Genomic DNA, 26,117 nt, shown 5'->3' with positions numbered 1-26,117 from the left:
ACCCGTGACGGCAGGGTAGACGGCGCACACGGCGCGGACACGGCCAAGTCCCGCACAATCGTGCGCATGGACTTTTCTCAGATCGCGTTCCTCCTGATCCTGGCCGGCGCCTTGTACTTGTTCGTCAGCGAACGGCTGCGGGTCGACGTCACCGCCATGCTGACCTTGCTGGCGTTGGTGCTGACCGGGGTGCTCGACGCCAAGCAGGCGCTGTCGGGCTTCGCCAGCGAACCGGCGATCATCGTCGCGGCGGTGTTCGTGATCTCCGGCGGACTGGCCGCGACCGGCATCACGGAACGGCTGGGCCAGTGGATCGGCCGCGCCGCCGGCCACAGCGAGGGACGTGCGATCGCCGTCACAATGCCGGCGGTGGCGGCGCTGTCCTCGTTCACCCACCACGTCATGGTCACGGCGATGATGCTGCCGATCCTGACCCGGTTCGCGAAGTCGCGCGGCCTGTCGGCCTCGCGCCTGTTGATGCCGATGTCGTTCGCCGCCTCGCTCGGCACCACCCTCACCCTGGTCAGCGCGCCGGCGTTCCTGCTCGCCGACAACCTGATCGAACGCACCGGCGCGCCGGGCCTGGGCATTTTCTCGATCACGCCGATCGGCTTGGCCCTGGTCGTGGTCGGCGTGCTGTACATGCTGGCCGCGCGCTGGATCCTGCCCAAGCGCAGCGGCGAACACGGCGACGACGGCTATCTGCGGCTGGATCGCTACCGCACCGAGCTGCTGGTGGTCGACGGCTCGCGCTGGAGCACGCGTCCGCTCGCGGAGCTGCAAAAAGCGCTCGGCGACCGCTTCGTGCTGACCGGCTGGCTGCGCGACGGCGTGCGCCGGCAAGACCTCGGCCCGAGCAGCCCGCTGATCAGCGGCGACATCCTGTTGGTGGAAGCCTCGGCCGACGCGTTGGCCTCGCTGCACGACGATCCCGGCCTCGATCTCAACGCGATCGCGCGCTTCGGCGAACACGCGCAAGGCGACGGCGAGGCGCAGTTGGTGCAGGCGCTGGTCGCGCCGGGTTCGGAGTTCGTCGGCCGCAGCGTGCGCGAGCTCGACTTCGCCCGCCGCTTCAACGCCGTCATCGCCGGCTTGTGGCGGCGCCAGGGCGCGGTGGCGCCGCGGCTGGCCGACGCGCGCCTGCGCGAGGGCGATTTGTTGGTGCTGTGGGGCCGGCCGGCGCGTTTCGCCGAACTCGCCGCGCACCACGGCTTCCTGATGCTGGTGCCGTTCGCCGGCGAAGCGCGGCGGCGGCTGCGCGCGCCGGTCGCGCTGGCGATCCTGGCCGCGACCGTGGTCGCCGCGGCGACCGAATGGCTGCCGGCGCCGCTGGCGTTCCTGCTCGGCGCGGTGGCGATGGTGGCCACGCGCTGCGTCGATGTCGAACAGGCGTATCGCGAGATCGACGTGCGCATCTTCGTGATGATCGCCGGCGTGATTCCGCTCGGCGTGGCGATGGAGCAGACCGGCACCGCGCAATTGCTCGCGCAAGGCATGCTGCACGTGATCGCGGGCTGGCCGCCGCTGGCGATCTTGCTGGTGATGTTCACCGTGGCGGCGTTGCTGACCCAAATCCTCTCCGACGCGGCGACGACGGTGCTGCTGGGGCCGATCGCGATCTCGCTGGCGCAGTCGCTGGGGCAGCCGGCGACGCCGTTCGTGGTGTGCACGGCGCTAGGCGCGGTGGTGGCCTTCCTCACGCCGATCGGTCACCACGGAAATCTCCTGATCCTCGGCCCCGGCCAATACCGCTTCAGCGATTTCCTGCGGATCGGCTTGCCTTTGACCGTGCTCATCGCCTTCGTCAGCGCCTGGATGGCGCGTTGGCTGTGGCTCGGCGGGCCGCTCTGGCCGGGCGGCTGAACCAGCGCGCGCGGTTCGAGTTCGCCGGCGACCAGACTCACCGTGCCCGCGCCGGTCGTCGCCGGCGCCGCGGCCCAGACGCACAGCAAGGCCAGCGCCCACCAAGCGCGGCGACGGCGCCGCGCGCGTCTGCGGGCGGAGGGCGCGGCCGTCGTCCTGGCGTTGGCGGGCATGGTCGGTCCTTCGGTGGGCGAGCGGTGCGGCAGGCGACACGGTAGGGGTGGGCGACGTGGAGGTGATCCGTCGAAAGTCGTGGGGGAGGCGCGGGTTACAGCGGGCGTTCAGTCGCGCAGCGAAGATGCGCATCGCGCAGCGAAGATGCGCATCGCCTTACCCGAACTTTCGCCAAAACCGAGCCCGCGATCAGAAATTTCCTACACCGCGCCCGCGCTTCTTCCGAGGGTAAACGACTGCGGCATGCGTCACTTTATCCGCGCCCCGGAAGCACGACTCACGCGCCGGAAACGGACGCCGCTCGACTTATCCGCAGTGAAGTAGTGAGTCGTCGCCTTGAGCAAGCGGCGCAGCTGGGCCGGGGCCTATCGTTCGCCATCCACGCGGTGCGTCATGGTTTTCACGGTGCAACTCAACGAATCCACCTATCACGGCCGCACGCTGTCTTGCGACGTAGCCGACGCGCGCTTCGACGACGCGGCGTCCGCCTCGGCCGCGGCCAAGGCCGAAGCCTTCGATCTGTCGATGCAGCTCGGCGTGGCGGTGGCGATCCGCATCTACGAAGACAGCCGCATCTATCTGTCGCACATCATGCCGGCGCCGCAGCGCTGAAGCGCGGTCGCCCGAAGCCCGTGTAGGAGCGGCGTAAGCCGCGACCCACCGCAGCGACGTTCGAAAGCGCTTTCGCACGAAGACCGGTCAATCGGCCGCTTCCGGCTGTTTTCGCCGACCCGCCGGGCTTCGGCGAAGGCGCTTTCGAACGTCGCTGCGGTGGGTCGCGGCTTACGCCGCTCCTACAAGGCAAGTCCGTCGCGAACGTCGCCGACCGACCATCGCGCTCTTAGACGCGCATCCCATTTCTTCCATCCCACCCACCCGTTTCGTCCCTGCGAGGTGGGGGGATACGCATGGCGCCGCGTTCGCAGCTATGGGGAACAGCTGCAACGGATGCGCCTTCACTCGTCGTAAGACGCCGCCGTCAGGCACGAACAACTCCCTGCCGTTGTGCAGTAACGCCACGCGCGGCCCACCGCGCGTCGGCGATTTGCGTTCTTTTCTCACTTTCGCTTTGCATGACTCGGAGACCCATCGCTATGTCGATCAAGCACAAGGTGCTCACCGCATCGATCCTGCTCGCCATCACCGGCACCACCGCGACCGCGTTCATCGCCACCCAGCGCGATGCGGACGCCGGCGCGGGCAGCGCCTCGCGCACCGCGGGCGCGCCGTCCGCCAACGCCGCCGCGCCGCGCCACGCGCACGCGTCGGCCGCGCAGGCCAGCCTCGACCATCCCTTCGCCGACGCCTCGGCGCGCTCGGGCGCGACGCCGCGCGCGCAGCTCGAACAGCACCCGGCGGTGCAGCGCGCGCGCGAACTGCTGCAGGCCGACAAGGCCCGCAGCGCCGCCGCCCAGGGCATCGGCGGCGCCAACGCCGGCAACGCGCTGGCCGCGGAAAGCTATAAGCCGCGCGACGTCGTGGTCGAAGCCGACGGCAGCGAACACGTGCGCTTCGAGCGCGATTACCAGGGCCTGCCGGTGATCGGCGGCGATCTGGTCACCCACGCCAAGAACGGCCTGCTGACCTCGATCAGCAAGACGCTGGATCTGGTGGTCGGCGGCAACGCCGCCGCGCCGACGCCGAAGCTGTCCTCCGCCCAGGCCGTCGCCGACGCCGGCGTGCATTTCGCCGGGCGTTTCCTCGAACAGCCCAAGTCGCGCATGGTCTACTTCGCCAAGGACAACCAGCCCAAGCTGGCCTATGAAGTCACCTTCCGCGGCCTCAACAAGGCGCAGCGTCCGGTCCACGACCTGATCTACGTCGACGCCGACAGCGGCGGCCTGCTCGGCCGCGACAGCCGCATCTACAGCGCCGAAACCACCGAGACCCAGGGCTACACCATCACCCGCGGCAAGGTGAACATCACCACCGCCAAGGTCGGCGCGGAAGAAAGCGACGGCCGCGGCCCGGGCTATCTGCTGCGCGACGACAAGCGCGGCGGCGGCAGCACCCACAACACCGGCGGCACCGTGGTCGACCTGATCTTCGGCGGCGGCGACTTCAGCGCGCCGGCGATGTTCGACGCCGACAACGTCTGGGGCAACGAGCAGATGAGCAACGTCGAGCGCACCGGCGTCGAGGCTCACTACGGCGTGGCCCGCACCTGGGACTACTACAAGAAGTACTACGACCGCGTCGGCATCTTCGGCGACGGCGTCGGCGTGCAGAGCTTCGTCAACGTCACCTTCAGCTATTTCTTCTTCGACATCGGCGGCACCAACGCGTTCTGGGACGGCGACGCCAAGCGCATGGTCTACGGCAACGGCGACTTCGGCGTGTCCAACCCGGTGGTGGCCATCGACGTGGCCGGCCACGAGATGTCGCACGGCGTGACCCAGGCGACCTCGGGCCTGATGTACTCCGGCGACGCCGGCGGCCTCAACGAAGCCACCTCCGACATCCACGGCACCCTGGTCGAGTTCTTCGACAACAGCCCGAAGGATCCGCCGGATTATTTGATCGGCGAGAACGTGATGCTCGACGGCAAGCCGCTGCGCTACATGTTCAAGCCGAGCCTGGACGTGGACGCCGACGGCAACGGTTCGTTCGACTGCTACCCGGCCGGCGGCTTCACCGAGGAAGATCCGCACTACACCTCGGGCATCGGCAACCACTTCTTCTACCTGCTGGCCGAAGGCCAGAAGGTGCCGAAGTCGCACCGCAAGAGCGTGCTGCCGGCCGATCTGGTCTGCAACGGCGCGACCGGCCTGAAGGGCCTGACGCCGGTGGTGGCCGGGCAGATCTGGTACCGCGCCAACACCTTGTACCTGACCTCGCAGGCGAGCTACCCGGACGCGCGCGTGGCGACGCAGACCGCGGCGCAGGATCTGGTCGATCGCGGCCTGCTCAAGGCCAGCGCGGTGAAGACCGTGGCGTGCGCGTGGGAAGCGGTGAACGTCGGGCTGCCGGAAGGTTCGGACGCGGCGCGTTGCAAGAAGTGATCGTAGGCGCCGCGGCCCGGTAGCCGCGGCGTTTTTCGATGGCGGAAAGGAAGCGCCGGGACTTCGGTTCCGGCGCTTTTTCGTTGGTGGGTATCGGGTGTTGTGGGCGAGGGGTGGGGCGCGATGGCGGATCGTGGGTTGCGGCGCGAGCTTCTGACCCCGCGGTCGCGACTTGCGTCGCTCCTACAGGGAGCGTTCCCGATGGCGTCGTTGTTGCGGCGGGGCGACTGTAGGAGCGACGCGAGTCGCGACCGCGAAAATTGCTCGACGACGCGATCTTGCGGCTCCGCGGTCGCGGCTTACGCCGCTCCTACAAGGGGCGTTCCCGATGGCCTCGTTGTTGCAGCTGTAGGAGCGGTGTGAGCCGCGACCGCGAATCGTGGGTTGCGGCGCGCGCTTGTGACTTCGCGGTCGCGACTTGCGTCGCTTCTACAGGGAGCGTTCCCGATGGCGTCGTTGTTGCGGCGGGGCGACCGTAGGAGCGACGCGAGTCGCGACCGCGAAAATCGGTCGACGGCGCGACCTTGCGATCCCGCGGTCGCGGCCTACGCCGCGCCTACGACAGCGATCCGCCGCGCCCTCAATGCGCCTGCGACATCGATTGGAAATACCACCCGTCCAACGTGCCGTTGACGCCGCAAAATTCCGACATGGCCTTCGGCTGGCCTTTGACGTCGAGCTCGCGCACGCGCAGCGCGTCGCCGACGCGGGTCAGTTCCAGGCCGCTGCCTTCGCTGTCGTCTTCGGCGCGCGCGAGCACGCGCTCGTCGCTGCCGCGGCCGCTCAGCTGCGCGTCGCACACCCAGCGTCCGTCGATGGGATGCGCCGCGTTGCCGCGCACGAGGTACTCGCCCTTAGCGCCGCGGCGGATTTCCACGCCGCCGGCGAAGTTGTTCCAGTCGCCGAGCAACCCCTTGGCCGGATGCTCGCGAATGCGTTCGAGTTCCTTGAGCCGCGAATCGAGCTGCTCGCGCAAGGTCTTGGCGCGGTCGCCGCGCTCCGCACCTTCAAATGCGGCGTCGCGCACGGCCATGAAGTAACGCTGGTCCTCGCGCAGCCCCTTGCCGGCTTCGCCGCTGAGGCGTTGCAGCAGATCGGCGTAGCGATGGCCGATGGCCGCGTCGCTGCGCGCGGCGGCGGGGTCGGCGCAGATCGCGCGTTCCACCGGCGTTTGCGCCTTGGCGCAGTCGAACGAGGGATGCGCCTTGCCGTCGTCGAAGTACGCGTAGGCCGAGAAGTTCACCGGGTCGGCCTTGGCGCGCGGGATGCGGCGGTAACGCGAGCCTTCGGCGATCTTGGCCTGGCAGCTGTCGGTATCGGCGCCGACCCAATGCAATTCGGCGCCGCAGTGCAGCAGGTAATTCGGCTGCTCCGACGGCGTGCGCGGATCGCAGCGGTCGTAACCGATCACGCAGCCTTCGGGATCGAACTCGACCCGCCCGTCGACCACACGGCCCTTGAACAGATTGGTGCCGCCGGTGTTGCTGGCGCGCCAGTTCCACGCGCCGCGGATCTGCGCGCCGCGCTGTTCCAGTTGCAGGCTCTGGCACCACAGCTCGCCCTGATAGCGCTGGCAGGCCTCCCAGAAACCGTCGAAGGACGCCGCCGGCGCGGCGTGGGCGAAGGCCGGCGCGGCGAGCAGCAGCGCGGCGGCGGCGATACGCGAAGACATCGTCATGGAAGCGTCCTGCCTCAGGAATAGAACGGAATGCGTTGCAGCTTGTAGACGCCGTTGACGCGCTTGAACACGCGCTGCTGGGTGGCGTCGTCGTTTTCCAGCAGGTACTCGCCCGGCTCGATCACGCCGGGCGCCTGCACCTCGCCGTTCTCGTCCTCGCCCGAATCGAGCTTGCGCGAGTAAGCGCGCACACGGTTGGCCTTGAGCGCCGAACGCACCGAGGCGGTGACGATGCGGTCGTACTTGGCGATCGCCTCGGCCTCGCTGCGCGCGCTGGCCGATTGCTTGCGCTGCTGCTCGTCGCACGGGTCGTTGCCGGGCAGGCAGCTGCTGCCGCGGCTGAAGTCGGCGAACGGCTGCGCGATCATCTTCGCCACCGCGGCGCGGTCGTCGGCGGCCACCGCCTTGCGCAGGTCGGCGATGAAGATCTTGAAGTCGCCGTGGCGGTCGTAGCGGTAGTCGTTCTTGCTCTTGGCCGGCGCGGCGGCGGCCTGGGTCGGAGTCAAGGCGTCGCCCCAGTCGCGGCGCATCTGCGCGATGCGCTGTTGATAGGCGTCGCGGATGCAGGCGGCGTCGTGGCATTCGTTGCGGCCTTCGAGCCAGCGCGCGTTCTCGGCAGCGATGGGATCGACCCGCCGGCCGGTTTCGCCGTCGACGCCGCGGGTTTCGGCGCGGATCTGCCGGTAGAGGTCGTTCATTTCGCTGTCCAGGCGCGACAGCTCGGCGTCGGCGCAGATCGTCTTTTCGACCTGGGTGCGGGCGCGGCGGCAATCGAAGCCGACGGCGTGGCTCGCCGCGGCGGCGGCGAGCAGGGCCAGCGCCGCGCAAGCGCGGAAGGCGGGGGATCGGAACATGCGGAGTCCTTGCGGCAGGGAGAAGGAAACGCGAGAAGCCGGGCGCGCCGCATCGGGCCGCACGCGGGGGCGGCGGGAGCGGGCGGGGGAACGTGCGGGAGACATCGGGAGCGTGGGCATCCTTGCGCAGTCCGGCGAATCGGCGAAGGCGCGTCCGGTGCGGCAGCGCGCTGGCGCATTGTCGGCCACGCCGCGCGCGCATGCCACCGCGGGCGAGGCGGTGGACAGATTCGATCAGGCCGTGGTCGCGGCGAGTCGGTGCGAGTCGCGTTGCGCGGACCTTGCCGGCCCGTCATCGCCGCGATGCTGTGGATAGCTTCGCCAGGCCTCTGCTCAGCCTCATGCGAGTCGATGCAAGCCGTGTCCCGCGAGCCGCGCAGCCGACCCGCGCCGGCTACGCGCTCACGCGATCGGCGCATGCCGGAACAATCGCTCGCCGACGAAATCCAGAAACGCGCGCAGCTTCGGCGACACGTGCCGGTGCTCCGGCCACAAGGCCCAGAACTGCCCGCGCTGCGCCTCGAACCCCGGCAGCACGCGCTGCAGACGGCCGGCGGCGAGATGCTCGCGCACCAGGAAATCCACCGAGTACACGATGCCGAGCCCGTGCAGCGCGGCCTGCACCGCGGCCTCGCTGTTGTTGCAGATCAGCGCCGCCGGCAGATGCGGCGCGGTTTCGCCGGGCTCCAGCCGCAGCGACCATTCCTGCAGCTTGCCGCTGTTGGCGAAGCGGAAGTGGATGCAGTCGTGCCCGGCCAGATCGGCCGGCGCGCGCGGTTCGCCGCGGCGCGCGAGGTACTCCGGCGACGCGCACAACATGAAGCAGAACGGCCCGAGCCGGCGCGCGCGCAAACGCGAGTCGGGCATGTCGCCGCTGCGGATGGCGACGTCGAAGCTGCCGTCGATGACATCGACCATCTGGTCGCTGAAATCCAGTTCCAGTTCGACCTCGGGATAGCGCTGGCGGAACTCGCCCAGCACCGGCATCAGGAACCGGTAGCCCACGGTCGGCAGGGCGATGCGCAGGCGGCCGCGCGGCGCCTGCATGGCGTGGGTGAGCGCGGCCTCGGCGTCTTCGAGTTCGTCCAGCAACGGCTTGCAGCGCTCGTAGAACTGGCGGCCTTCCTCAGTGAGCTGGACGTTGCGGGTGTTGCGCTGGAGCAGGCGCACGCCGAGCTGCTGTTCGAGCCGGGCCACGCTCTTGCCCACGGCCGACGACGACACCCCGAGCTGGCGCGCCGCGGCGACGAAGCTGCGGGCGTGGGCGGTGCGGACGAAGGCGAGCAGGCTGCCGAACTTGTCCATGCGGCGGGTCCCGAGGGCGAGGCCGCCATTATGTCCGTTTGCTCCATAAAGCATGAACCGACGCGGTATTTTTCGCCGATTGCGGCCTGCCTAAGCTGTCCAGCCGTCCCCCACGGCCCGCCCGCATGTCCGCTTCCGCCTCTTCCGCCGCGCCCGCGCCCGCGCCCGGCCGCCACGACCGTTTTTGGATCCTCGGCGCCATCTGCCTGGCCGGGCTGGTGCTGCCGCTGAGCTTCACCGCGCCGCCGGTGGCGATCCCGGCCATCGCCGCCGAACTCGGCGGCACCCCGGTGGCGCTGAACTGGATGACCAACGCCTTCATGCTCGCCTTCGGCAGTTGTCTGATGGCGGCCGGCACGCTCGCCGACACCTACGGCCGCAAGCGCGTGTTCGCCACCGGCATCGTGGCTTACGCGCTGGTCTCGCTGCTGCTGGCGCTGGCGCCGAGTCTGGCCGCGCTCAACGGCCTGCGCGTGTTGCAGGGCGTCGCCGCGGCGCTGGCGCTGGCCGGCGGCAACGCGGCTTTGTCGCAGGAATTCCACGGGCCGGCGCGGATCCGCGCCTTCAGCCTGCTCGGCACCGCGTTCGGCCTGGGCCTCGCGTTCGGGCCGAGCCTCGCCGGTTGGCTGGTGCAGACGCAAGGCTGGCGCTCGGTGTTCCTGTCGAGCGTGGTCATCGCGGTGCTGGCGACCGTGTTCGGCGTGCCGCGCATGCGCGAGTCGCGCGACCCCGACGCCAGCGGCCTGGATTGGCGCGGCAGCCTGAGTTCGACCGCGATGCTGGCGCTGCTGACCATCGGCGTGCTGGAAGCGCCCGAGCGCGGCTGGAGCGATGCGCGAGTGTTGGCGGCGCTGATCGGTTCGGCGCTGCTGCTGGTGTGGTTCGTGCGCATCGAGACCACGCTCGCCAAAGCCGGCGCCGCGCGGCCGATGCTCGATTTGAGTTTGCTGCGCTACCCGCGCTTCGTCGGCGCGCAGTTGCTGCCGATCGGCACCGGGCTGTGTTACCTCGCGCTGATCGTGCTGCTGCCGGTGCGGCTGATCGGCATCCACGGCCTCGGCACGCTCGACGCCGGCCTGATGATGATCGCGCTGTCGGCGCCGATGCTGGTGGTGCCGATGCTCGCCGCCGTGCTCAACCATCGCGTCGCCGCCTCGACCTTGTGCGCGGCGGGGTTGCTGCTCGCCGCCGCCGGCCTCGCCTGGCTCGGCTGGGCCGCGGGCCGCGGCGAAGTCGCCGGGCTGGTCGCGCCGATGCTGTTGATCGGCACCGGCTCGGCGATTCCGTGGGGCCTGATGGACGGCCTGGCGATCAGCGTGGTGCCGAAGGAACGCGCCGGCATGGCCGCCGGCGTGTTCGGCGCCAGCCGCGTGTCGGGCGAGGGCATCGCCCTGGCGGTGGTGGCCGCGGCGCTGGCCGGCTTGCTGCAGTGGCGGCTCGGCCACGCCGGCGCGCTCGCCGGCGACGCGCTCAACCAAGCCGCGCAGCGCTTGGCCACCGGCGACGCGGCGCGCGCGCAGGCGCTGCTGCCGCAGTTCGCGCCGGCGGCGTTGCGCGCGGCGTACGACAGCGCGTTCGCGTGGTTGATGTATGCGCTGGCCGGCGCGACGGCGGTGGTGGCGTGGGTGGTGTATGCGCTGCTCGGGCCGGCGGGCGCGACCGCGGCGGAACAGATCGCGGTACCGGCCGACGCCTTGTGCGAGGACGGCGCGGGTTGAGTCGCGATGCGATGCGAATGCGCGCGGCGATGCGTCGTTGTGGATAAGCGCGCCGCTTAGCGCTTCGTGTGGATAAGCGCCGCGCTCCGCGCGCGCGGCGATCTATCCACAGCCCGTCTCAGAACAATTCCATCTGCGGCGTCGGTTTGCGCGGCGCGACGAACTGCGCGGTGTCCAGCGGCGGCAAACGCCCGAATCCGAGCCGCCGCCACGCTTTCTGGAAACGCTGTTCGATCAACTGCGCGAACGGCCCTTCGCCGCGCATGCGGTGGCCGAAGCGCGCGTCGTAATCCTTGCCGCCGTTCATCTGCTGGATCAGGCTCATCACGTGCGCGGCGCGGTCCGGGTAGTGCAGGCGCAGCCAATCGCGCCAGACCTGCTTGAGCTCGTGCGGCAAGCGCAGCAGCACGTAACCGGCCGCGCGCGCGCCGGCCTCGTGCGCGGCGTCGAGGATGCGCTCCATCTCGCCGTCGTTGATCATCGGAATCACCGGCGCGACCATCACGCCGACCGGAATCCCCGCCTGCGCCAGCGTGCGCATCGCCTTGAGCCGCGAATGCGGCGCCGAGGCGCGCGGCTCCATGCGCGCGGAGAGTTGGTTGTCGAGCGTGGTCACCGAGAAATACACCGACACCAGCTTGCGCTGCGCCATCGACGCCAGCACGTCCACGTCGCGCACGATCGAGGCGTTCTTGGTGATCAGGCTGAAAGGATGCGAGCAGGCGTCGAGCACCTCGATCACGCCGCGGGTGATGCGGTAGCGGCGCTCGATCGGCTGATACGAATCGGTGTTGATGCCCAGCGCGATCGGCGCGCACCGGTAGCCCGGCCGCGCCAGTTCGTTCTGCAGGCGCTCGGCGGCGTTGGTCTTGGCGAACAGCCGGGTTTCAAAATCCAGGCCCGGCGACAGTTCCAGGTAAGCGTGCGAGGGGCGGGCGAAGCAGTAGACGCAGCCGTGTTCGCAGCCGCGATACGGGTTGATCGACTGGCCGAAGGCGATGTCGGGCGACTCGTTGCGGCTGATGATGCTGCGCGCGGTTTCCTCGGTCACCACGGTGTCCGGGCGCGAGGCGTCGTCGGCGTCTTCGTAGACCGAGCCCCAGCCGTCGTCCTCGCCGTGGGCGGTGCGCACGGCGAAGCGGCCTTCGACATAGCTCGCCGCGCCGCGGCCCTTGATCGCCGCCGGCTGCATCGAGATCTGGGTTTTGCGCGCCGAATCCATGCGTCCCAGGCTACGCCGCCGGTGTCGCAGCAGACGCGACGGAACCCGGCGGGGTTGTGGATAACCGCTGCGCGGCGGGGTGTGGACAACTAGCCAGGAAGATGAACGAGTCTTGGCTTATCGACAGCAGTTATCCCCAAGCGCCCCATTCAGGGAAACCCGCACCGGCGTTCGGTTTGCGCGTTTTACGCACATCGCGGGCAGGCACTTATCCCCAAGATTGTTCAGCGTTCTATTTTGCGCGGTTTGTAGGGTCGGAGCGGGGGTTTCGGCGCGGGATCGGGCGGCGCCGTGAGCCGGCGTTTGGCGGGCTCCCGGCCGCTGCGGAAGCGGGTTATCCACAGCCCGATCCGACGCAGGCCCGGTTCGCCCCCTGTAGGAGCGGCGTGAGCCGCGACCGCGGGGTGTCACGCTCGCGCCGGCAGCCGGGTTTCGCGGTCGCGGCTCGCGCCGCTCCTACAGTCGGAAACCCAGCTCCACGCGGGAACCGGTTATCCACAACCCGAGCCGACGCTGGCTGGGCCGCCCCCTGTAGGAGCGGCGCAAGCCGCGACCACGGGGCTTCACGCTCGCGCCGGCACTCGGGTTTCGCGGTCGCGGCTTACGCCGCTCCTGCCGTCGGATACCCGGCTCCGCGCGAAAACCCGGTTATCCACAACCCGAGCCGACGCCGGCTGGGCCGCCCCCTGTAGGAGCGGCGCAAGCCGCGACCGCGAGGTTTCACGCTCGCGCCGGCACCCGGGTTTCGCGGTCGCGGCTTACGCCGCTCCTACCGTCGAACACCCGGCTCCGCGCGAAAACCGGTTATCCACACCCGACCCGCGACTCACTCGATCGCGAAACTCGCCGACACCGTCGCATTGACGCTGATCTGCCCCACCGCGAGCGTCCCGTCTTCGCCGTTGCCGCCGTCGCCGGTCTGCTGGATCACGTTCTGCATCGCCTGTCCGCCGCCGACATTGCCCCAGCCGCCGCTGCCGCCGCGCCACCAGCCGCCGGAGTAGGACTCCGACACCGAGCGCACCGGCCCGCGGCGCACGCCGAGTTCGCTTGCCAGCGCGTCGGCTTTTTCCTGCGCGGCGCGGATCGCCAGCGCGCGCGCCGCGTCGCGGTGTTTGCGCAGCTGCGAAGTGCGGAATTCGATTCCGTGCACGTACTGCGCGCCGTTGGCCAGCAGTCCCGCCAGCACCTCTTCGTAGGCGCCGACCCGGGTCAGGCGCACGCCGATGCTCTTGCGCACCACGTAGAACTCCGGCTGCAGGCGGGCGACGACCTTGGCGCCGCTGTCGTAGGGATAGCGCGGCTCGATGTTGACGTAGTCGGTCTGCACGTCCTTGTCGGCGACGCCGCTGGCGCGCAGGAAGGCCAAGGCCTTGGCGACGTCGGCGTCGTTGGTGCGCTTGGCGTCGGCGAGGACGATCGCGCGCGACTCCACGCCGACGCTCAGCAGCACTTCGTCCGGCGGCACTTTGATCTCGGCCGAACCGCTCACGCTGATGCTGCGCGGGTCGGGGTTGGCATCGGCCGGAAACGCCGCGGCGGCGGGACGGGCGGCGACGGCGAGCACGGCGAACAGCAACCATAAGGTCGAACGCGACATAAGACTCCTTCAGTGCGGCGTTGGGAGGCGGCGCCGGCGCGGGCCGGCGTACGGCGAGGGCGCGCCGGGCTCAGCGCGCGAAATCGATCGCCTCGGCCGGCTCGGCGCGAATCGGCGGGCCGAAGCTGGTGAGGTCCGACAAGGTGGCGTTGTGGTGCTCGCGGATCCGCGCCGCGTCGGCGTGCGGCTTGTCGTGGGTGGTGTGCGCGTCGGCGGCGATCGTCACCGGATAGCCGAGCGCGGCGGCGCGGCGCACCGTGGTGTCGACGCAGAACTCGCTGGCGTAGCCGGCGATCACCAGCCGGTCCACGCCTAAGCCCTGCAGGCGCGATTGCAGGTCGGTGCCGAGAAAGGAATCGGGCGTGGTCTTGCGCACGCGTTGGTCGCCGGCGGCGGTGCGCAGGCGCGGGTCGAGCTGCCAATCGTCGCTGGCGTGGGTCAGGAAGCCGCGCTGGCCTTCGTGCTGGATCAACACCACCGGCGCGCCGGCGGCGCGGGCGCGCTCGGCCAGGGCGTTGGTCCGGGCGATCGTTGCCGCGGCCTCGGCCGGTGGCGGCTGAGTGTCGAACAGGCCGCGTTGTACGTCGATCACCAGCAAAGCGGCCGTCATCGTCCCGTCTCCGTTTGAGTCCGCGTTTTCGATCCGGGTCATCCTATCCACAGGCCGTGACCGTTCGCGCGTGCCGCAAGCAGCGACCGCCCGCACACTTTGCGCTGTCGCGCGCTCGGGCTAGCCTAGCCCGGCGCCGCCTGCGGCCGCCTCACACCCCGATGGAGCTCCCCGTGCCCGAATCGCTGACCGCGCTGTGGCAACACCTGGTCCGCATCCCTCACCTGGGTTTGTATCTCACCGTCGGCTGGATGGTGTACCTGGTGTGGCTGGGCACCTGGATCGTGCTGCAAAAGCGCGAGCCCGTGGCGACCCTGAGCTGGTTGTTCAGTCTGGCATTGCTGCCTTACATCGGCTTCCTCATCTATTTCTTTTTCGGCCCGCAGCGCATCCATCGCCAGCGGCTGCGCCGGGTCCGCGCGCGCGCCGCGCTGCCGCCGCCGCCGCCCGGGCTGACGCCGTCGCCCGAAGCGATCGAACTGGCGCGCCTGGGCCAAGCCACCACCGGCCTGCCGCCGACCACGGCGACGCAGGCGCGCCTGCTGATCGACGGCGGCGCCAAGTACACCGAACTGCTCGCCGACATCGCCGCCGCGCGCGAGCACATCCACCTGGAGTACTACATCTATCAACCCGACGGCATCGGCACCGCGCTGCGCGACGCGCTGGTCGAACGCGCGCGCGCTGGGGTCAAGGTGCGGCTGCTGCTCGACGCGGTCGGTTCGGGCAGCACCTCCCAGCGCTTCCTGCAGCCGCTGATCGATGCCGGCGGCGAGGCGGCGTGGTTCCACCCGATGAAGCTGCGCTGGTTCTGGCACCGGCCGTGGCTCAACCTGCGCACCCACCGCAAGATCGTCGTCGTCGACGGCCGCATCGGCTACACCGGCGGCATCAACATCACCGACGAAGAGGACGAGCGCGCGCGCAAGGACGCCTACCGCGATCTGCATCTGCGCCTGGAAGGCGACGTGGTACGCGAGCTCGAGCTCGTCTTCATCGAGGACTGGTGCTACGCCACCGGCCAGCCGCCGCTCAAGCAACTGCACTTGGCGCCGCAACCGGGCACGATCGCCGCGCAGGTGGTCAGCTCCGGGCCGGACTCCAACTGGGAAGCGATCCACCGCGTCCACGTCGGCGCGATCCACGCCGCGCGCCACCGCGTGTGGCTGGCGACGCCGTACTTCGTCCCCGGCGAAGCCGCGCGCATGGCCCTGACCTCGGCCGCGCTCGGCGGCCTCGACGTGCGCCTGCTGGTGCCCAAGCTCAGCGACAGCCGGCTGGTCACCTATGCCGCGCGTTCCTACTTCGACGAACTGCTCGACGCCGGGGTCAAGATCCACGAATACGGCCCGCGCATGCTCCACACCAAGGCGCTGCTGTGCGACGACGAGAGCGTCATCATCGGCTCGGCCAACTTCGACCACCGCAGCTTCCGGCTCAACTTCGAGATCTCGGTGATGTTCTACAACGCCGACCTCGGCGGCCGGCTGGCGGCGCTGATCGAACAGGAATGCTCGCGCGCCCCGCGCGTACGCAACGACCGCGACCGCTCGCTGTGGCGGGTGCGGCTGCCCGAGGCGCTGGCGCGGTTGGTGTCGCCGTTGCTCTAAGCCGCCGCCGAACGCGTCGTTCCTTCCCTCGAATCTCGCGGTTGCGCCCCCTTCGGCGTTGTCTCGAACGCTCCCTGTAGGAGCGGCGCGAGCCGCGACCGCGAAACTTCAAGCTCGCGACGCGCGCCCGATGTCGCAGTCGCGGCTCGCGCCGCTCCTACAGACGGACCTCGCGGCCACGAACACGCCGCCACACGCACCCCAGTAGGAGCGGCGTGAGCCGCGACCGAGGGACTTCAATCTTGCGCCGGACGCCCGATGTCGCAGTCGCGGCTTACGCCGCTCCTACAGTCGGACTTCGCAGCCACACGCACGAACGCGTTGCCGCGCGTGCCCCTCCGCAAGCCTTCAATCCCGCGCCGAACGCCCGAAGCCGCGACCGTCCCTCAACCGCCGCCGCATTCAGCCCGGCCCCACCCAGCCGCTGTTCCACCCCGATGTGCCGGCGGTCGCAAGCCGCGCACCGCGCCGGCTGTGGCCTGCACCGACGCGCGCTACACTCGGACCCGGGCCCGTTCGAGGCCCCGGCCGGGCGCCTCGACGCGACCGGCCCGGACAGGGGAACGCCGTTTTCGTCAGGGAGCACGCCGCAATGCCTTTCGTTTATCTGCTGCTGGCCTTCGCCGCCTTCGGGCTGGCGCTGAAGACCACCTCCCCGGCGCTGATGGCGGTCGGCCTGATCGCCGCGCTCGGCCTGCTCGTCGCCGGCGTCATGGGCCTGCTGGCCCGGCGCCTGGACAACAGCAGCCGCGACGTCTCCTCGATGATCGACCCGGCCGAACTGCGCCGCCTGCGCGAGCAGGCCGAAGCGCGCAAGCTCGCCGCCGCCGCCAGCCAGTCCGAACCGCCGCAGCGCTGAGCCGCCGGTTCGGGCCGGAAGGCCCGCCCGCATCGCTTATCCACAGGCCGCGCACGCGGCGGCCCGATTGCGCACTCGCCGCTGAGCGCCGCGCGCGCTAGGCTTTCGCCATGACCGTCCTCAGCGTCAACGTCAACAAGATCGCCGTGCTGCGCAACTCGCGCGGCGGTTCCGAGCCGGACGTGGTGCGCGCCGCGCGCGCCTGCCTCGACGCCGGCGCCCACGGCATCACCGTCCACCCGCGTCCCGACGCGCGCCACATCCGCGACTACGACGTCTATGCGTTGGCCGAACTGGCCCACGCGCGCGGCATCGAATTCAACATCGAAGGCAACCCGTTCGCGCCGCCGCGCGCGGGCTACCCCGGCATGTTGGAACTGTGCCGCCAGACCCGGCCCGCGCAAGCGACGCTGGTGCCCGACGGCGACGACCAGATCACCTCCGACCACGGCTTCGACTTCGAACGCGATGCCGACGCGCTGCGCCCGCGCATCGCCGAACTGCACGAACTCGGCTGCCGGGTCAGCGTGTTCGCCGACGCCGACCGCGACGGCATCGAACGCGCCGCCGAACTGGGCGCGCAACGCGTCGAGTTGTACACAGGCCCGTTCGCCGAAGCCTTCGCCGCCGGCGACGCCAGCGCGGCGCTGGCCGAATTCGCCGCCGCCGCGCGCCGCGCCCAAGCGGTGGGCCTGGGCGTCAACGCCGGCCACGACCTCAGCCAGGCCAACCTCGGCGCGTTCCTGCGCGCGGTGCCGAACGTGCTGGAAGTGTCGATCGGGCATGCCTTGATCGGCGAGGCCTTGTACGACGGTCTCGACGCTACGGTGCGCGGCTACCTGGCAGTGATCGCGGCGAGCCGCTGAGCGCGGTTCGCGGCGTCGCGGCGGATCGCGCCCTGCGTTCGCGGGGTGTTCGACTTATCCACTGCTCGCACTGGCTAAGACGCGGAAGCGGTGCGGTTATTGGCGCTGAGCACGATCCGCGTTCGTTTCGATGATTGCCGCTCTGCCGCTCTGCCGCTCGTGGCCGTTCGACTTATCCACTGCGCGCGTTAGCTAAGACGCAGAAGCAGTGCGACGCGGCTATCGGGTGGTGGGCATGGTCCACGCTCGTTTCTACGACTGCCTCTCCGCTGCTCCTAGGCGTGCGACTTATCCACTGTGGGCGCGCGTTGCGACGCGAAAGCGGCGATGTCCGGCTATTCGGCGATGAGCGCGGTCCGCGTCCATTTCGGCGATTGCCGCGCCGCCACTCGTAGGCGTTCGACTTATCCACCGTGGACGCGGGTTGCGACGGCAGCAGCGATGCCTGGCGGTTTGCTGACAAGCACAATCTGAGTTCGTTTTAGACGGTGCTGGCGCCGCATAGGCAATGCATCGACTTATCCACTGCGTGCGCCGATGGCATCGCGAAAGCGGCGCGCGGTGTGTCGGCTTCGCGCTTGTGGACAAGCGGCGATGCCTTGGGCTCGGAAATGCACACGGCCGCGCTCGGCGAAGTGGTTGATATCGCCTGTGCATAACCGGTCTTAGCGGCGCTTCTGTGAGTCGTCGTGCGCACGCGGGATCCCGCGGATGTTCGCGACGCCCGCGTCGCTGATCTCTTGTGGACAACATTTCGCGACGCGGGCGCGGAACGCGTCGTGCAAAGCGTTTCGGCGCGTTGTCGCGCGCTGCGATCTTTGTGGACAAACCGCGCGCGCGGCGAGCGCGCCTATCGAGCGAGGGTTGCGCAATCCGTTTTTCGAGAACAGCTCGGAGTAGCCGTATTAATGACGCTGTGGGCAAACGCCGGTGCCGTTTTTTGGCCGGCGAGGTTTCGACGCGTACGAATGCATCGGCACGAGTCCCTGCGGACACCCCCTCGCACCGCCGCCACCTGATGCAGCGAACCCACTCGGCTTGTGGACAACAGCCGATGCGGTGTTGCGCAGAGCGACATCCATCGGTTTACCTCAGGCTGGCGATCCATTTGCGCACGCGGCCCTCATCCCGCGCCGCGGCCACGCGCGCGCCGCTTATCCACATGTGGATAACACCCGCGCGCCGACGCCCGTCTCCACGCGATATGCGCCCCGAGTTCGCCCCGTTTGTGGATAAGCCGCTGCGCAATAGCGAGAGGAGACGTTCATTCGATGCCACCAAGATCGCCGCCGGACGACGGGCTGCGCGCATCTTTCCACCTGTGGACAAATGCGTCGGCCGAGCCGAACCCGGCGACGAGACTTCGCTGTGGATATCGAACGGCCTGCTGGTTCTGCGTACGCCCCGGTTCGGCATCGATCTTGACGCGCTTCCCGCCAGAAGCCCGCGCATCCTCGCTCGCGTGTGGACAGGTGCATACGCAACCCCGCACGCGCCGAGACTCGCTTTCGTCGCCGTCACGACCGATACGGACAAGTGTCCGCCGCCGTTTGCGATGGACCGCTCACCATCGCGCAGCGGTCGATGATCCGCGCCAGGGACGACGTCCCTCAGGGTTGTGGACAAGTCTTGTCATAAGTCTTCGCGCGCCCCTCGCGAAACCCGCTGTTTTCAGGCGTTTTCTGGGGGTTCGGCACGGTGCGGATTTCGGTGTGGACAAGTGTTCGGACACCGTTGGCGCGATGCCGCTTATGGGCTGCTTCTTGCGGGCGGACGCGCATCCGCAATGTGGTTCGCAGGTCTGTGGACAATCGAACCGCGCTCTTGTCGAGTGCGCTAAGCGCGTGCGCAGACGAACTCACTTATGCACAACCGTACCTCGCGCGCGCACGGATAGTCGGCTCACTGCGACCTCGACCCGCGATATGCATTGTGGATAAGACGGGCCTTGTCCGTCGACCTCAGCCTTGTATTCGCGAGTGCCACGGCGCCGCGGCATTCGCGTCGTCGACGGCCCGTCATGAGGTTCGCCGGTGCAGGTTATGCACAAGGCACGCTGAGCATCCAGCCGACGCGTTGGCCGCCGGTTTCTTCTCGATCCGCTGGCACACGGCCCGTGTGGATAAGCGCTTTCGCCTGCCTAAAAAAGCGAGCGTCGCATACCCGACCGCCCGTGGATCAAACTCAAAATCCGTTTCCGCTGTGGATAACGGCCGCTTCCATGCAAACGAAAACGGCCGCCCATTAGGCAGCCGTCTTCGATTCCGTATCGCCGCGAACGCGCGGCGCGCGTGGCGTTTTACTTCGTCGACAAATTGCGGATGCCCGCCTCATCGGCGGCGGCCAGCGCGTGCGCGAAGGCCTGATAGTCGGCATCGGCGTTGGCGTCCACGCTCAACACGGTGTCGGGATTTTCCGCGGCCAGCGCCGTCAGCGCTGTGGACAACTGCGCGCGCGTCAGCGAGCGGCCGTCGAGAACGAAACTGCCGTCCTGCTGCACGCTCAACTCGGCTTTCGGCAGTTCTTTGTCCGGGTGCGGGTTAGGGGAGGGCAGGCTGAGCTTGAGCTGCCCGGTCAGCGCCGGCGCCGTCACCATGAAGATGATCAACAGCACCAGCATCACATCGACCAGCGGGGTCACGTTGATCTCGGCAACGGTGTCGTTGCGGAACCGGCCAGCAGCGGAGTACGCGGAAACGGCCATGAGCTACCTCCATCCTTGGGGCGGGATACCCGGTTTCACGTTAGTCCCGCGGCGGGCCGGTCCGCAAGCGCCCCGCTGAGGGCGAAACTTTTGAGGTCCGGCTGCGACGCATGGAGCCACCCATCGCGAGGCATACGCACCAACGCTTCCAGGCCCGCTCAACCGCGCTCTTATCCACAAGCCCGGCGGCTCTTCAGCGCAGCGGCACGCCCCGTAGCCGATTTCATGCCGGTTTCGGCTCCTAGCCGCTTCGATCCCCAGTTCGCTGTCGATCGCCCGGCCCCGTTATCCACAACCGAAGTTATCCCCAGACTCCGCGACCGCACCAAAAAAAACGCCGCCCATGCGGGCGGCGTTTCACGACGGTAAGCGTCGGTTCCGAGCGGAATTACTTCTGGACGAAACCGATCTTTTTCATATCTGCGTTTTTGGCGTAAGCCAGCACCTTGGCGAGAACGCCGTATTCGGCGTCGTCGTTGGTGTCGATTTCTAGCAGAGGTTGGTTCGTGGGATCGCGCTGAACCGTCTCGTTCATCATCCCCGGGATCGCCGCGAGCGGCGTGGGGTTGCTGTTCCAGAACACCTGGCCGGTGCCGTCGATCTTCAAGCTGATCGGCGGCGGCGGTTCGACGGTCTGCGGCGGCGGGTTGAGCGTCGGCTGCGGCAAATTGACATCGATCGGGTAGGACACCGTCGGCGCCGTGACCATGAAGATGATCAACAGCACCAGCAGCACGTCGACGAGCGGCGTGACGTTGATGTCCGCCATCGCTCCATCGGAGGAGGAATTGTTGCTGAAAGCCATGTTCCTATCTCCGATTAGCGTTCTTTGATCGCGACGAAGCCGACCTTACGCATGCCTTGCTTCTGCGCGATGGTCACCACGTTGTTGATCGTGCGGTACTTGGTGGTGCGGTCCCCGCGGACGTTGATCTGCGGCTGCGGGGTCTTCTGCGCCTCGACCGAAAGACGGCTTTCCAGCTGTTCGGCGGTGATCGGCTCATCGTTCCAGTAGAGATGGCCGTCTTCCTGTACCGCCAAAGTAATCGGCGGCGTCTTCGGCGCTTCCTCGATCTTTTTCAGCGTGGCTTCCGGCAGCTTGATCTCGACCTTATGCGTCATCAACGGCGCAGTGATCATGAAGATGATCAGCAGCACCAGCATCACGTCCACAAGGGGCGTGACGTTGATCGTGGCCATAGGGCCGCCACTGTCGTTGCCTGAACTAAAGGCCATGTCCGAACTCCGGGAGCTACGCTAAATGGGAGGCGTGTTGCGCTTAGCGCTTGTTCGACACTTCGCCGACGCGCGAGCCGGTGGCGAAGAAGTCGTGCAGATCGTGCGCGAAGGTGTCGAACTTGTTGTTCGTCACGCGGTTCAGACGCACGAAGAAGTTGTACGCGAGCACGGCCGGGATCGCGACGAACAGACCGATCGCGGTCATGATCAGCGCCTCGCCCACCGGGCCGGCGACGGCCTGGATCGACGATTCGCCCGAGGCGCCCAGGCGCAGCAGCGCGTGGTAGATGCCCCACACGGTGCCGAGCAGACCGACGAACGGAGCGGTCGAACCGACGGTGGCGAGCACGGTCAGACCGGCTTCCAGACGCGAGCTCTCGCGGGTCACGGCCTGACGCAGGGCGCGATCCACGAACTCCGAGCGGTTCAGCGACTCGACCAGGCGCGAACCTTCGTGGCGCTGGTGGTGAGCGGCGGCCTGAGCGGCGTCGAGCGCGATCTTGGAGAACGGCTCGCTGCGCGACTGCTCTTCCATGTAACGGATGGCGTCCTGCGCGTTCGGGGTTTCCCAGAACGTGCTGACGACGCGGTCGGACGAACCGCGCAGACGCAGGTTCTTCACGAAGTTGATGACGATCCAGTAGACCGACAGAACCGACATCAGCAGGAGCGTGATGAACACGACCCAGCCGACGAAGTCGAAGTTCTGCGCCAGATGCATGAAGCTCATCTGCTGGAGAGCTTCTGCGTTGGAGCCCCCGGCGGCGGCGGTGGTGGTTTGCTGCAGCATGACGCTTACCTTTGTAATGTCGTGGAAAGGAAAGAAGGTATTACGTGTGACTCACAACGGCCCCGCGACCCCGATCAGGTCGGCGGGACGAAATCGACGGGCACTCGGACGCGGCTGGCGACCGGCTGACCGTTTTTCATTTCGGGATTGAAGCGCCACTTGCGTGCGGCATCCATGGCCGCGCGGTCCAGGTTGCGGTTGCGGCTGGACTTCTCGACTTGCACGTCGAGCACGTTGCCTTGGCCGTCGATGCTGATGACCAGGACCACGGTACCACCCACGCCCTGACGGGCTTCGGTCGGCGGATATTTCGGCGGGTTCAGGCGGCGCGAGGACGGATCCACGCTCGAACCGATGTCGCTGGCCACCTGCGGCGGCGCGGGCGGCGCCGGCGGCGGGGCGGGCGGATCGACCGGGCTCGGATCGAGGTTCTCGATCGGCGGCTGTTCCGGCGGCGGCGGCGTCGGAGTCGGACGCGGCGGCGACAGCTCCTTCGGCGGCTGCTTGATTTCCTTCGGCGGCTCCGGCGGCGGCGGCGGCGGCGGCGGGGGCGGCGGCGGCGGCTTGATGATGTTCACCATCGTCACCTCCTCCTTGTCCTGCTGCTGGGCGGGCGGAGTCATCGGGGCCAGCAACAACAGCAGCGCCGCAGCATGCACGGCGATCGCGCAGGAGATACCGGCAATACGTGCCCAGTTCAAACCTTCGCGGTCGTCATTTTTCCTAACTTGGAGTTCGAGGTCTTGCGTCATGCCGTCAGCTCGGGAGGTGTTACCGGACGCCTGGGCGCCTCGGGCCATCGTTCGGTTCCTGCAACCGTTTCCAGTCGCGGGAACCTCCTAGCATATACCAAACCGCGTCACAGGTTTACAAGCGCGGTCGGCCCTGCACGCTGAAATTACTTGCCTTTCAGCGCGAGAATCTTGTTGGCGTCCTCGGGCTTTTTCACGCCCTTCGCGATCGCCTGCTTGGCGGCTTCCTTGGCCTCGGGGATGCGGTCTTCCTGCCACAGCACGCGGGCGAGATTCAGGTACGTCTCACCGTCCGGCGCGAGCGGAGCCGCTTTCTTGTACGCGTCGATCGAGGGGCCGGTCTGGTCCGAATAGTAATAAGCCTGGGCCAGGGCCACGTAAGCCTGGTAGTCGGGCTTGAGCACGCCCTTCTGCAGACCCTCGTTGATCACACCGATCGCCTCCTTCTCCTTCTTGTCGAGATTAAGGTAGGTGGCGTAAAGCTGACGATAATCCTTGTCCTCGGTGAACTGGCCGGAGGCGCGGATCTTCTCCAGCACCGCGGCGGCCTTGTCGAGCATGTCGGCCTGCGAATAGACCGCGGCGACGTTCATCTGCGCGCGCTTGTCGTTCGGATTCTTGGCGGCGATCGACTCGGCGACCTTGGCCGCTTCGGCGCCCTGGTTGTTCTCGACGTAGCTCGCCATCAGCAGCTGCAGCCATTCCTGCTTCGGCTCCGGCGAGGCGTCGACGGCCTGCTTGATGATCTTGGCCGCGTCCGGGTAGCGCTCCAGGCGGTACAGCGCGTTGCCCTTGACGATCAGATGCTCGGGCTTGGTGCTCTTGGACTCGTTGAGGAAACGGTCCATGGTCGCCAGCGATTCGGCGTACTGCTCTTCCTGCAGCTGCAGCTGGGCCAGGACGAACATGCGGTCGAAGTGGGCGTTGTTGTCGAGGCCGTTGATCTCGATGGCCTTCTTCAGGTACTCGATCGCCGCCTTGTTGTCGTCGGCGTCGTAAGCCACCTGGAAGCCGATCTGCGCGGCGAAGGAGCGTTCGTACGGATTGAGACCGGTGTCGGCGATGATCGCGTCGGCCTGCGAACGGGCCTCCGGGAACTTCTCCTTGTCGAACGCGTCCATCATCTTCTGCAGCTTGGCGCCGCCCTTGGACGAGGCTTTGGCTTCCGGCGCGGTGCGGGTCGCGTTCGGGTACTGGTTTTCCTGCTTGGCGGGCTTGCCGCTGTCCTTGGAGGCGCGGCGCTGGGCGCTGCGTTCGGAGGCGGTCTGGGCGTTGACCTGGGTCACGGCACCGAACACCAGCACCGCACCGATGGCGGCGGCGAGCAGGGTGCTGCGACGGGTGGGTTGCTTGTTCATGTGACTCACCTCAAAGGGCTCAGCGGCCGCAGACCGGAGCCTCGCGGCGGACCGGCGCAAGGCCAAGGGGCCGCCAACCTAACAGAAATTCGGGGCTGCGCGATACGGGTTCGGGCCGCCTTTTTCACACGTTCATCATCCACACTTCGGCGTACGGCCGGCCGCGCGTGCCTGCTCGTAGACCGGGATCAAGGCGCCGGCACGGGCGTTGAGTTCGTGGATGCGCGACTGCGGGTCGGGGTGGGTGGACAGCCATTGCGGCGGCCGGGTGCTGCTGGCCGCGATCATGTTCTGCCACAGGTCCACTGCCTGACGCGGGTCGTAGCCCGCCTGTGCCATAAGTCGTTGACCCACCACGTCCGCCTCGCTTTCCTGGGTGCGCGAACCGGGCAGCAGGAAGGCGGTCTGCAGGGCCGCGCCGCCGAGCTGGCTGGTGGCGCTGGCGGCGCCGTCGCCGTAGCGCGCGCCCATCAGGCTGCCGAGGATGTTGAGCGCGACCTGGCTGCCCATCTGGCGGGTGATGCGCTCGTCGTGGTGACGCGAAACCACGTGGCCGATTTCGTGCGAAATCACCGCCGCAAGTTGGTCTTGGTTCTTGGCGACGGTGAAAATCCCCGTGTTTACGCCAACCTTTCCGCCAGGAAGCGCAAAGGCGTTGGGGGAACTATCCACGAACACGGCCACTTCCCAATTCGCCTGCCAACCTTGCGGCAGTTCGCGCGTGATCGAGTTCACCACGCAGCGCACGTAGGCGTTCTGGCGCTGGTCGGTGCTGATGCGCTCTTTTTTCTTGGTCTCGGCGAAGGCCTGCGCACCCATTTGGTCGAGCTGGGCCTTGGAGACCGCGCCGACGTGCTGGGTGCGCCCGGTCGGCGACGTGGTGGTGGCGCAGGCCGCGACCGCGGCCGCGATCGTCAGCGCGAGCAAGATGCGTTTCATTGCCGGTTGTCCCCAAAGCGATAACGGCTTTGTAGCCCCGGCCGGATTAACGGATCGTCAATAGCGGTGCGGGTTTGCGGGGAACCGGGCTTGACGGCCTCAGGGCCCGTCCATCAGCGCCAGGCAGGCGATCAGGTTGTTGCCGGCGTGCGCGAGGTAAGCCGCCCACAAGCTGCCGGTGCGGCGGTAGATCCAGGCGAACACCGCGCCCATCAATGCGTACACGCTCCACAGCACCAGCACGCCCCAGCCGCGGCCGGCGCCGAGGCCGGGCGGCTCGTGGACCAGGGCGAACGCGACCGAACTCAGGGCCAATCCCAGCCACGGCCGGCCCGCCGCCCACAGTCGGCCGAACAGCACCCGGCGGAACATCAGCTCTTCGTAGGCCGGTGCGATCAGCACCGCGAACACCAGCCACAGCGCCGGCTGCCGATGCAGCGGCTCGCTGAGGACGGCGTTGGTCGGGGTGGCGTCGATAGTCAGCGCCTGGGTCAGCTTATCGGCCAGGGAACTGCCCGATAGCAGCACGATGATCGCCGTTGCGATCCAGATCCACGTAAATGGCCGCGACAACGCCCGCCACGCGGCGCTCCGCTCGACCGCGTTCGCATTTCGACGAAAGTAGTAGACGATCAGGGCCGCGAAAGCGGTCGCGAGGAGCCCGATGGCGAGCGAAACCGCCATCGGCGGCCCCGCTTGCGCGGGCGATGCGCCGTTCAGGCCTTGGACGAAGCCCCAGGCGACCGTGCCGAGCAGCGAGCCGCCGGCCAGCAGGAACACCCACAGCAGCAGGTCGAAGAAGAAACCGGCCAGCGCCGGCAGCAGGGGCGCGGGCGTCGCCAGGGCGGCCGCGGAGCCGCGCCCGGAAGCGGGGGCAGCGAATGCGGCCGTGGAACCCAGGCCGCGGCCGGCCGCCGGAGCGGCGCCCGCCTCGCCCGCGAACGCAGGCGAGGGGTCGGCCGGCGCGGCCATCG

General features: G+C 68.4%; 21 protein-coding genes. 7 read left to right on the top strand and 14 right to left on the bottom strand.

Annotation, left to right across the window (positions count from 1 at the left end):
• Positions 1 to 66: 66 nt before the first annotated feature.
• The 3 genes from J5226_RS04685 (at position 67) to J5226_RS04675 (ending at position 5,039) form a co-directional block, all read left to right on the top strand.
• Positions 67 to 1,863, top strand: coding sequence for an SLC13 family permease (locus J5226_RS04685; RefSeq protein WP_215838702.1), 1,797 nt, complete (start codon positions 67 to 69; stop codon positions 1,861 to 1,863).
• Positions 1,864 to 2,430: 567 nt separating this feature from the next.
• The gene (locus J5226_RS04680) at positions 2,431 to 2,649 is read left to right on the top strand and encodes a hypothetical protein (RefSeq protein WP_215838701.1); all 219 of its coding nucleotides are present in this window, start codon (positions 2,431 to 2,433) and stop codon (positions 2,647 to 2,649) included.
• Between the two features lie 482 nt (positions 2,650 to 3,131).
• Positions 3,132 to 5,039, top strand: coding sequence for a M4 family metallopeptidase (locus tag J5226_RS04675; RefSeq protein WP_215838700.1), 1,908 nt, complete (start codon positions 3,132 to 3,134; stop codon positions 5,037 to 5,039).
• Positions 5,040 to 5,619: 580 nt separating this feature from the next.
• Here the strand turns inward: J5226_RS04675 and J5226_RS04670 are convergent.
• The 3 genes from J5226_RS04670 to J5226_RS04660 form a co-directional block, all read right to left on the bottom strand.
• Positions 5,620 to 6,717, bottom strand: a complete 1,098-nt coding sequence (locus J5226_RS04670) for a lysozyme inhibitor LprI family protein (RefSeq protein ID WP_215838699.1) — start codon at positions 6,715 to 6,717, stop codon at positions 5,620 to 5,622.
• 14 nt (positions 6,718 to 6,731) lie between these two features.
• Entirely contained in the window at positions 6,732 to 7,571 is an 840-nt protein-coding gene (locus J5226_RS04665; RefSeq protein WP_215838698.1) for a lysozyme inhibitor LprI family protein, read from the bottom strand.
• A gap of 402 nt (positions 7,572 to 7,973) precedes the next feature.
• Positions 7,974 to 8,876: a LysR family transcriptional regulator gene (locus tag J5226_RS04660; RefSeq protein WP_215838697.1), complete on the bottom strand. Its 903-nt coding sequence runs from the start codon at positions 8,874 to 8,876 to the stop codon at positions 7,974 to 7,976.
• A gap of 125 nt (positions 8,877 to 9,001) precedes the next feature.
• On the opposite strand from J5226_RS04660, the gene J5226_RS04655 reads away from it, so the two are divergent.
• A complete protein-coding gene (locus J5226_RS04655; protein WP_215838696.1) occupies positions 9,002 to 10,594 on the top strand; it encodes an MFS transporter in 1,593 nt (530 codons plus the stop codon).
• A 118-nt stretch (positions 10,595 to 10,712) separates the two neighbouring features.
• Here the strand turns inward: J5226_RS04655 and J5226_RS04650 are convergent, their stop codons facing one another.
• The 3 genes from J5226_RS04650 to J5226_RS04640 form a co-directional block, all read right to left on the bottom strand.
• Entirely contained in the window at positions 10,713 to 11,816 is a 1,104-nt protein-coding gene (locus J5226_RS04650; protein ID WP_215838695.1) for a PA0069 family radical SAM protein, read from the bottom strand.
• 826 nt (positions 11,817 to 12,642) lie between these two features.
• Positions 12,643 to 13,416 carry an SIMPL domain-containing protein gene (locus J5226_RS04645; protein WP_215838694.1) on the bottom strand — a complete coding sequence of 258 codons (774 nt, stop codon included), beginning with the start codon at positions 13,414 to 13,416 and terminating at the stop codon, positions 12,643 to 12,645.
• Between the two features lie 70 nt (positions 13,417 to 13,486).
• Complete coding sequence (locus tag J5226_RS04640; RefSeq protein WP_215838693.1) at positions 13,487 to 14,026, bottom strand: cysteine hydrolase family protein; 540 nt, start codon at positions 14,024 to 14,026, stop codon at positions 13,487 to 13,489.
• A gap of 194 nt (positions 14,027 to 14,220) precedes the next feature.
• On the opposite strand from J5226_RS04640, the gene cls reads away from it, so the two are divergent.
• From cls to J5226_RS04625, 3 genes are all read left to right on the top strand, one after another.
• Positions 14,221 to 15,636: a cardiolipin synthase gene (gene cls / locus J5226_RS04635; RefSeq protein ID WP_255323082.1), complete on the top strand. Its 1,416-nt coding sequence runs from the start codon at positions 14,221 to 14,223 to the stop codon at positions 15,634 to 15,636.
• A 592-nt stretch (positions 15,637 to 16,228) separates the two neighbouring features.
• Positions 16,229 to 16,495, top strand: coding sequence for a hypothetical protein (locus J5226_RS04630; RefSeq protein ID WP_215838691.1), 267 nt, complete (start codon positions 16,229 to 16,231; stop codon positions 16,493 to 16,495).
• Positions 16,496 to 16,605: 110 nt separating this feature from the next.
• Positions 16,606 to 17,361 (top strand): pyridoxine 5'-phosphate synthase, encoded by a 756-nt coding sequence (locus tag J5226_RS04625; RefSeq protein WP_215838690.1) that lies wholly within the window; start codon positions 16,606 to 16,608, stop codon positions 17,359 to 17,361.
• A 2,299-nt stretch (positions 17,362 to 19,660) separates the two neighbouring features.
• Here J5226_RS04625 and J5226_RS04620 read toward each other — a convergent pair.
• The 8 genes from J5226_RS04620 to J5226_RS04585 form a co-directional block, all read right to left on the bottom strand.
• Positions 19,661 to 20,065 (bottom strand): biopolymer transporter ExbD, encoded by a 405-nt coding sequence (locus J5226_RS04620; protein ID WP_215838689.1) that lies wholly within the window; start codon positions 20,063 to 20,065, stop codon positions 19,661 to 19,663.
• Positions 20,066 to 20,453: 388 nt separating this feature from the next.
• Positions 20,454 to 20,870, bottom strand: coding sequence for a biopolymer transporter ExbD (locus tag J5226_RS04615; RefSeq protein ID WP_215838688.1), 417 nt, complete (start codon positions 20,868 to 20,870; stop codon positions 20,454 to 20,456).
• A gap of 14 nt (positions 20,871 to 20,884) precedes the next feature.
• Positions 20,885 to 21,301, bottom strand: a complete 417-nt coding sequence (locus tag J5226_RS04610) for a biopolymer transporter ExbD (protein ID WP_215838687.1) — start codon at positions 21,299 to 21,301, stop codon at positions 20,885 to 20,887.
• Between the two features lie 43 nt (positions 21,302 to 21,344).
• Positions 21,345 to 22,094 (bottom strand): MotA/TolQ/ExbB proton channel family protein, encoded by a 750-nt coding sequence (locus J5226_RS04605; RefSeq protein ID WP_215838686.1) that lies wholly within the window; start codon positions 22,092 to 22,094, stop codon positions 21,345 to 21,347.
• A 74-nt stretch (positions 22,095 to 22,168) separates the two neighbouring features.
• On the bottom strand, positions 22,169 to 22,846 hold the full coding sequence (locus tag J5226_RS04600) for an energy transducer TonB (protein ID WP_215838685.1): 678 nt from the start codon (positions 22,844 to 22,846) through the stop codon (positions 22,169 to 22,171).
• A 146-nt stretch (positions 22,847 to 22,992) separates the two neighbouring features.
• Positions 22,993 to 24,204, bottom strand: a complete 1,212-nt coding sequence (locus J5226_RS04595; protein ID WP_215838684.1) for a tetratricopeptide repeat protein — start codon at positions 24,202 to 24,204, stop codon at positions 22,993 to 22,995.
• 135 nt (positions 24,205 to 24,339) lie between these two features.
• Positions 24,340 to 25,143, bottom strand: a complete 804-nt coding sequence (locus J5226_RS04590) for a M48 family metallopeptidase (RefSeq protein WP_215838683.1) — start codon at positions 25,141 to 25,143, stop codon at positions 24,340 to 24,342.
• Positions 25,144 to 25,242: 99 nt separating this feature from the next.
• Complete coding sequence (locus tag J5226_RS04585) at positions 25,243 to 26,115, bottom strand: type II CAAX endopeptidase family protein (protein WP_215838682.1); 873 nt, start codon at positions 26,113 to 26,115, stop codon at positions 25,243 to 25,245.
• Between the last annotated feature and the right edge of the window lie 2 nt (positions 26,116 to 26,117).

The sequence above is a fragment of the Lysobacter sp. K5869 genome (assembly GCF_018847975.1).
Classification (GTDB): Bacteria; Pseudomonadota; Gammaproteobacteria; order Xanthomonadales; family Xanthomonadaceae; genus Lysobacter.
Note: the sequence above shows the minus strand (reverse complement) of the source record. Positions and strands in the feature narration are given on the sequence as shown.

Bases quoted from the DNA above. Each gene is read 5' to 3' on its own strand.
- J5226_RS04685 (WP_215838702.1), top strand. From the start codon at position 67: ATGGACTTTTCTCAGATCGCGTTCCTCCTGATCCTGGCCGGCGCCTTG.
- J5226_RS04680 (WP_215838701.1), top strand. From the start codon at position 2,431: ATGGTTTTCACGGTGCAACTCAACGAATCCACCTATCACGGCCGCACG.
- J5226_RS04675 (WP_215838700.1), top strand. From the start codon at position 3,132: ATGTCGATCAAGCACAAGGTGCTCACCGCATCGATCCTGCTCGCCATC.
- J5226_RS04670 (WP_215838699.1), bottom strand. From the start codon at position 6,717: ATGACGATGTCTTCGCGTATCGCCGCCGCCGCGCTGCTGCTCGCCGCG.
- J5226_RS04665 (WP_215838698.1), bottom strand. From the start codon at position 7,571: ATGTTCCGATCCCCCGCCTTCCGCGCTTGCGCGGCGCTGGCCCTGCTC.
- J5226_RS04660 (WP_215838697.1), bottom strand. From the start codon at position 8,876: ATGGACAAGTTCGGCAGCCTGCTCGCCTTCGTCCGCACCGCCCACGCC.
- J5226_RS04655 (WP_215838696.1), top strand. From the start codon at position 9,002: ATGTCCGCTTCCGCCTCTTCCGCCGCGCCCGCGCCCGCGCCCGGCCGC.
- J5226_RS04650 (WP_215838695.1), bottom strand. From the start codon at position 11,816: ATGGATTCGGCGCGCAAAACCCAGATCTCGATGCAGCCGGCGGCGATC.
- J5226_RS04645 (WP_215838694.1), bottom strand. From the start codon at position 13,416: ATGTCGCGTTCGACCTTATGGTTGCTGTTCGCCGTGCTCGCCGTCGCC.
- J5226_RS04640 (WP_215838693.1), bottom strand. From the start codon at position 14,026: ATGACGGCCGCTTTGCTGGTGATCGACGTACAACGCGGCCTGTTCGAC.
- J5226_RS04630 (WP_215838691.1), top strand. From the start codon at position 16,229: ATGCCTTTCGTTTATCTGCTGCTGGCCTTCGCCGCCTTCGGGCTGGCG.
- J5226_RS04625 (WP_215838690.1), top strand. From the start codon at position 16,606: ATGACCGTCCTCAGCGTCAACGTCAACAAGATCGCCGTGCTGCGCAAC.
- J5226_RS04620 (WP_215838689.1), bottom strand. From the start codon at position 20,065: ATGGCCGTTTCCGCGTACTCCGCTGCTGGCCGGTTCCGCAACGACACC.
- J5226_RS04615 (WP_215838688.1), bottom strand. From the start codon at position 20,870: ATGGCTTTCAGCAACAATTCCTCCTCCGATGGAGCGATGGCGGACATC.
- J5226_RS04610 (WP_215838687.1), bottom strand. From the start codon at position 21,301: ATGGCCTTTAGTTCAGGCAACGACAGTGGCGGCCCTATGGCCACGATC.
- J5226_RS04605 (WP_215838686.1), bottom strand. From the start codon at position 22,094: ATGCTGCAGCAAACCACCACCGCCGCCGCCGGGGGCTCCAACGCAGAA.
- J5226_RS04600 (WP_215838685.1), bottom strand. From the start codon at position 22,846: ATGACGCAAGACCTCGAACTCCAAGTTAGGAAAAATGACGACCGCGAA.
- J5226_RS04595 (WP_215838684.1), bottom strand. From the start codon at position 24,204: ATGAACAAGCAACCCACCCGTCGCAGCACCCTGCTCGCCGCCGCCATC.
- J5226_RS04590 (WP_215838683.1), bottom strand. From the start codon at position 25,143: ATGAAACGCATCTTGCTCGCGCTGACGATCGCGGCCGCGGTCGCGGCC.
- J5226_RS04585 (WP_215838682.1), bottom strand. From the start codon at position 26,115: ATGGCCGCGCCGGCCGACCCCTCGCCTGCGTTCGCGGGCGAGGCGGGC.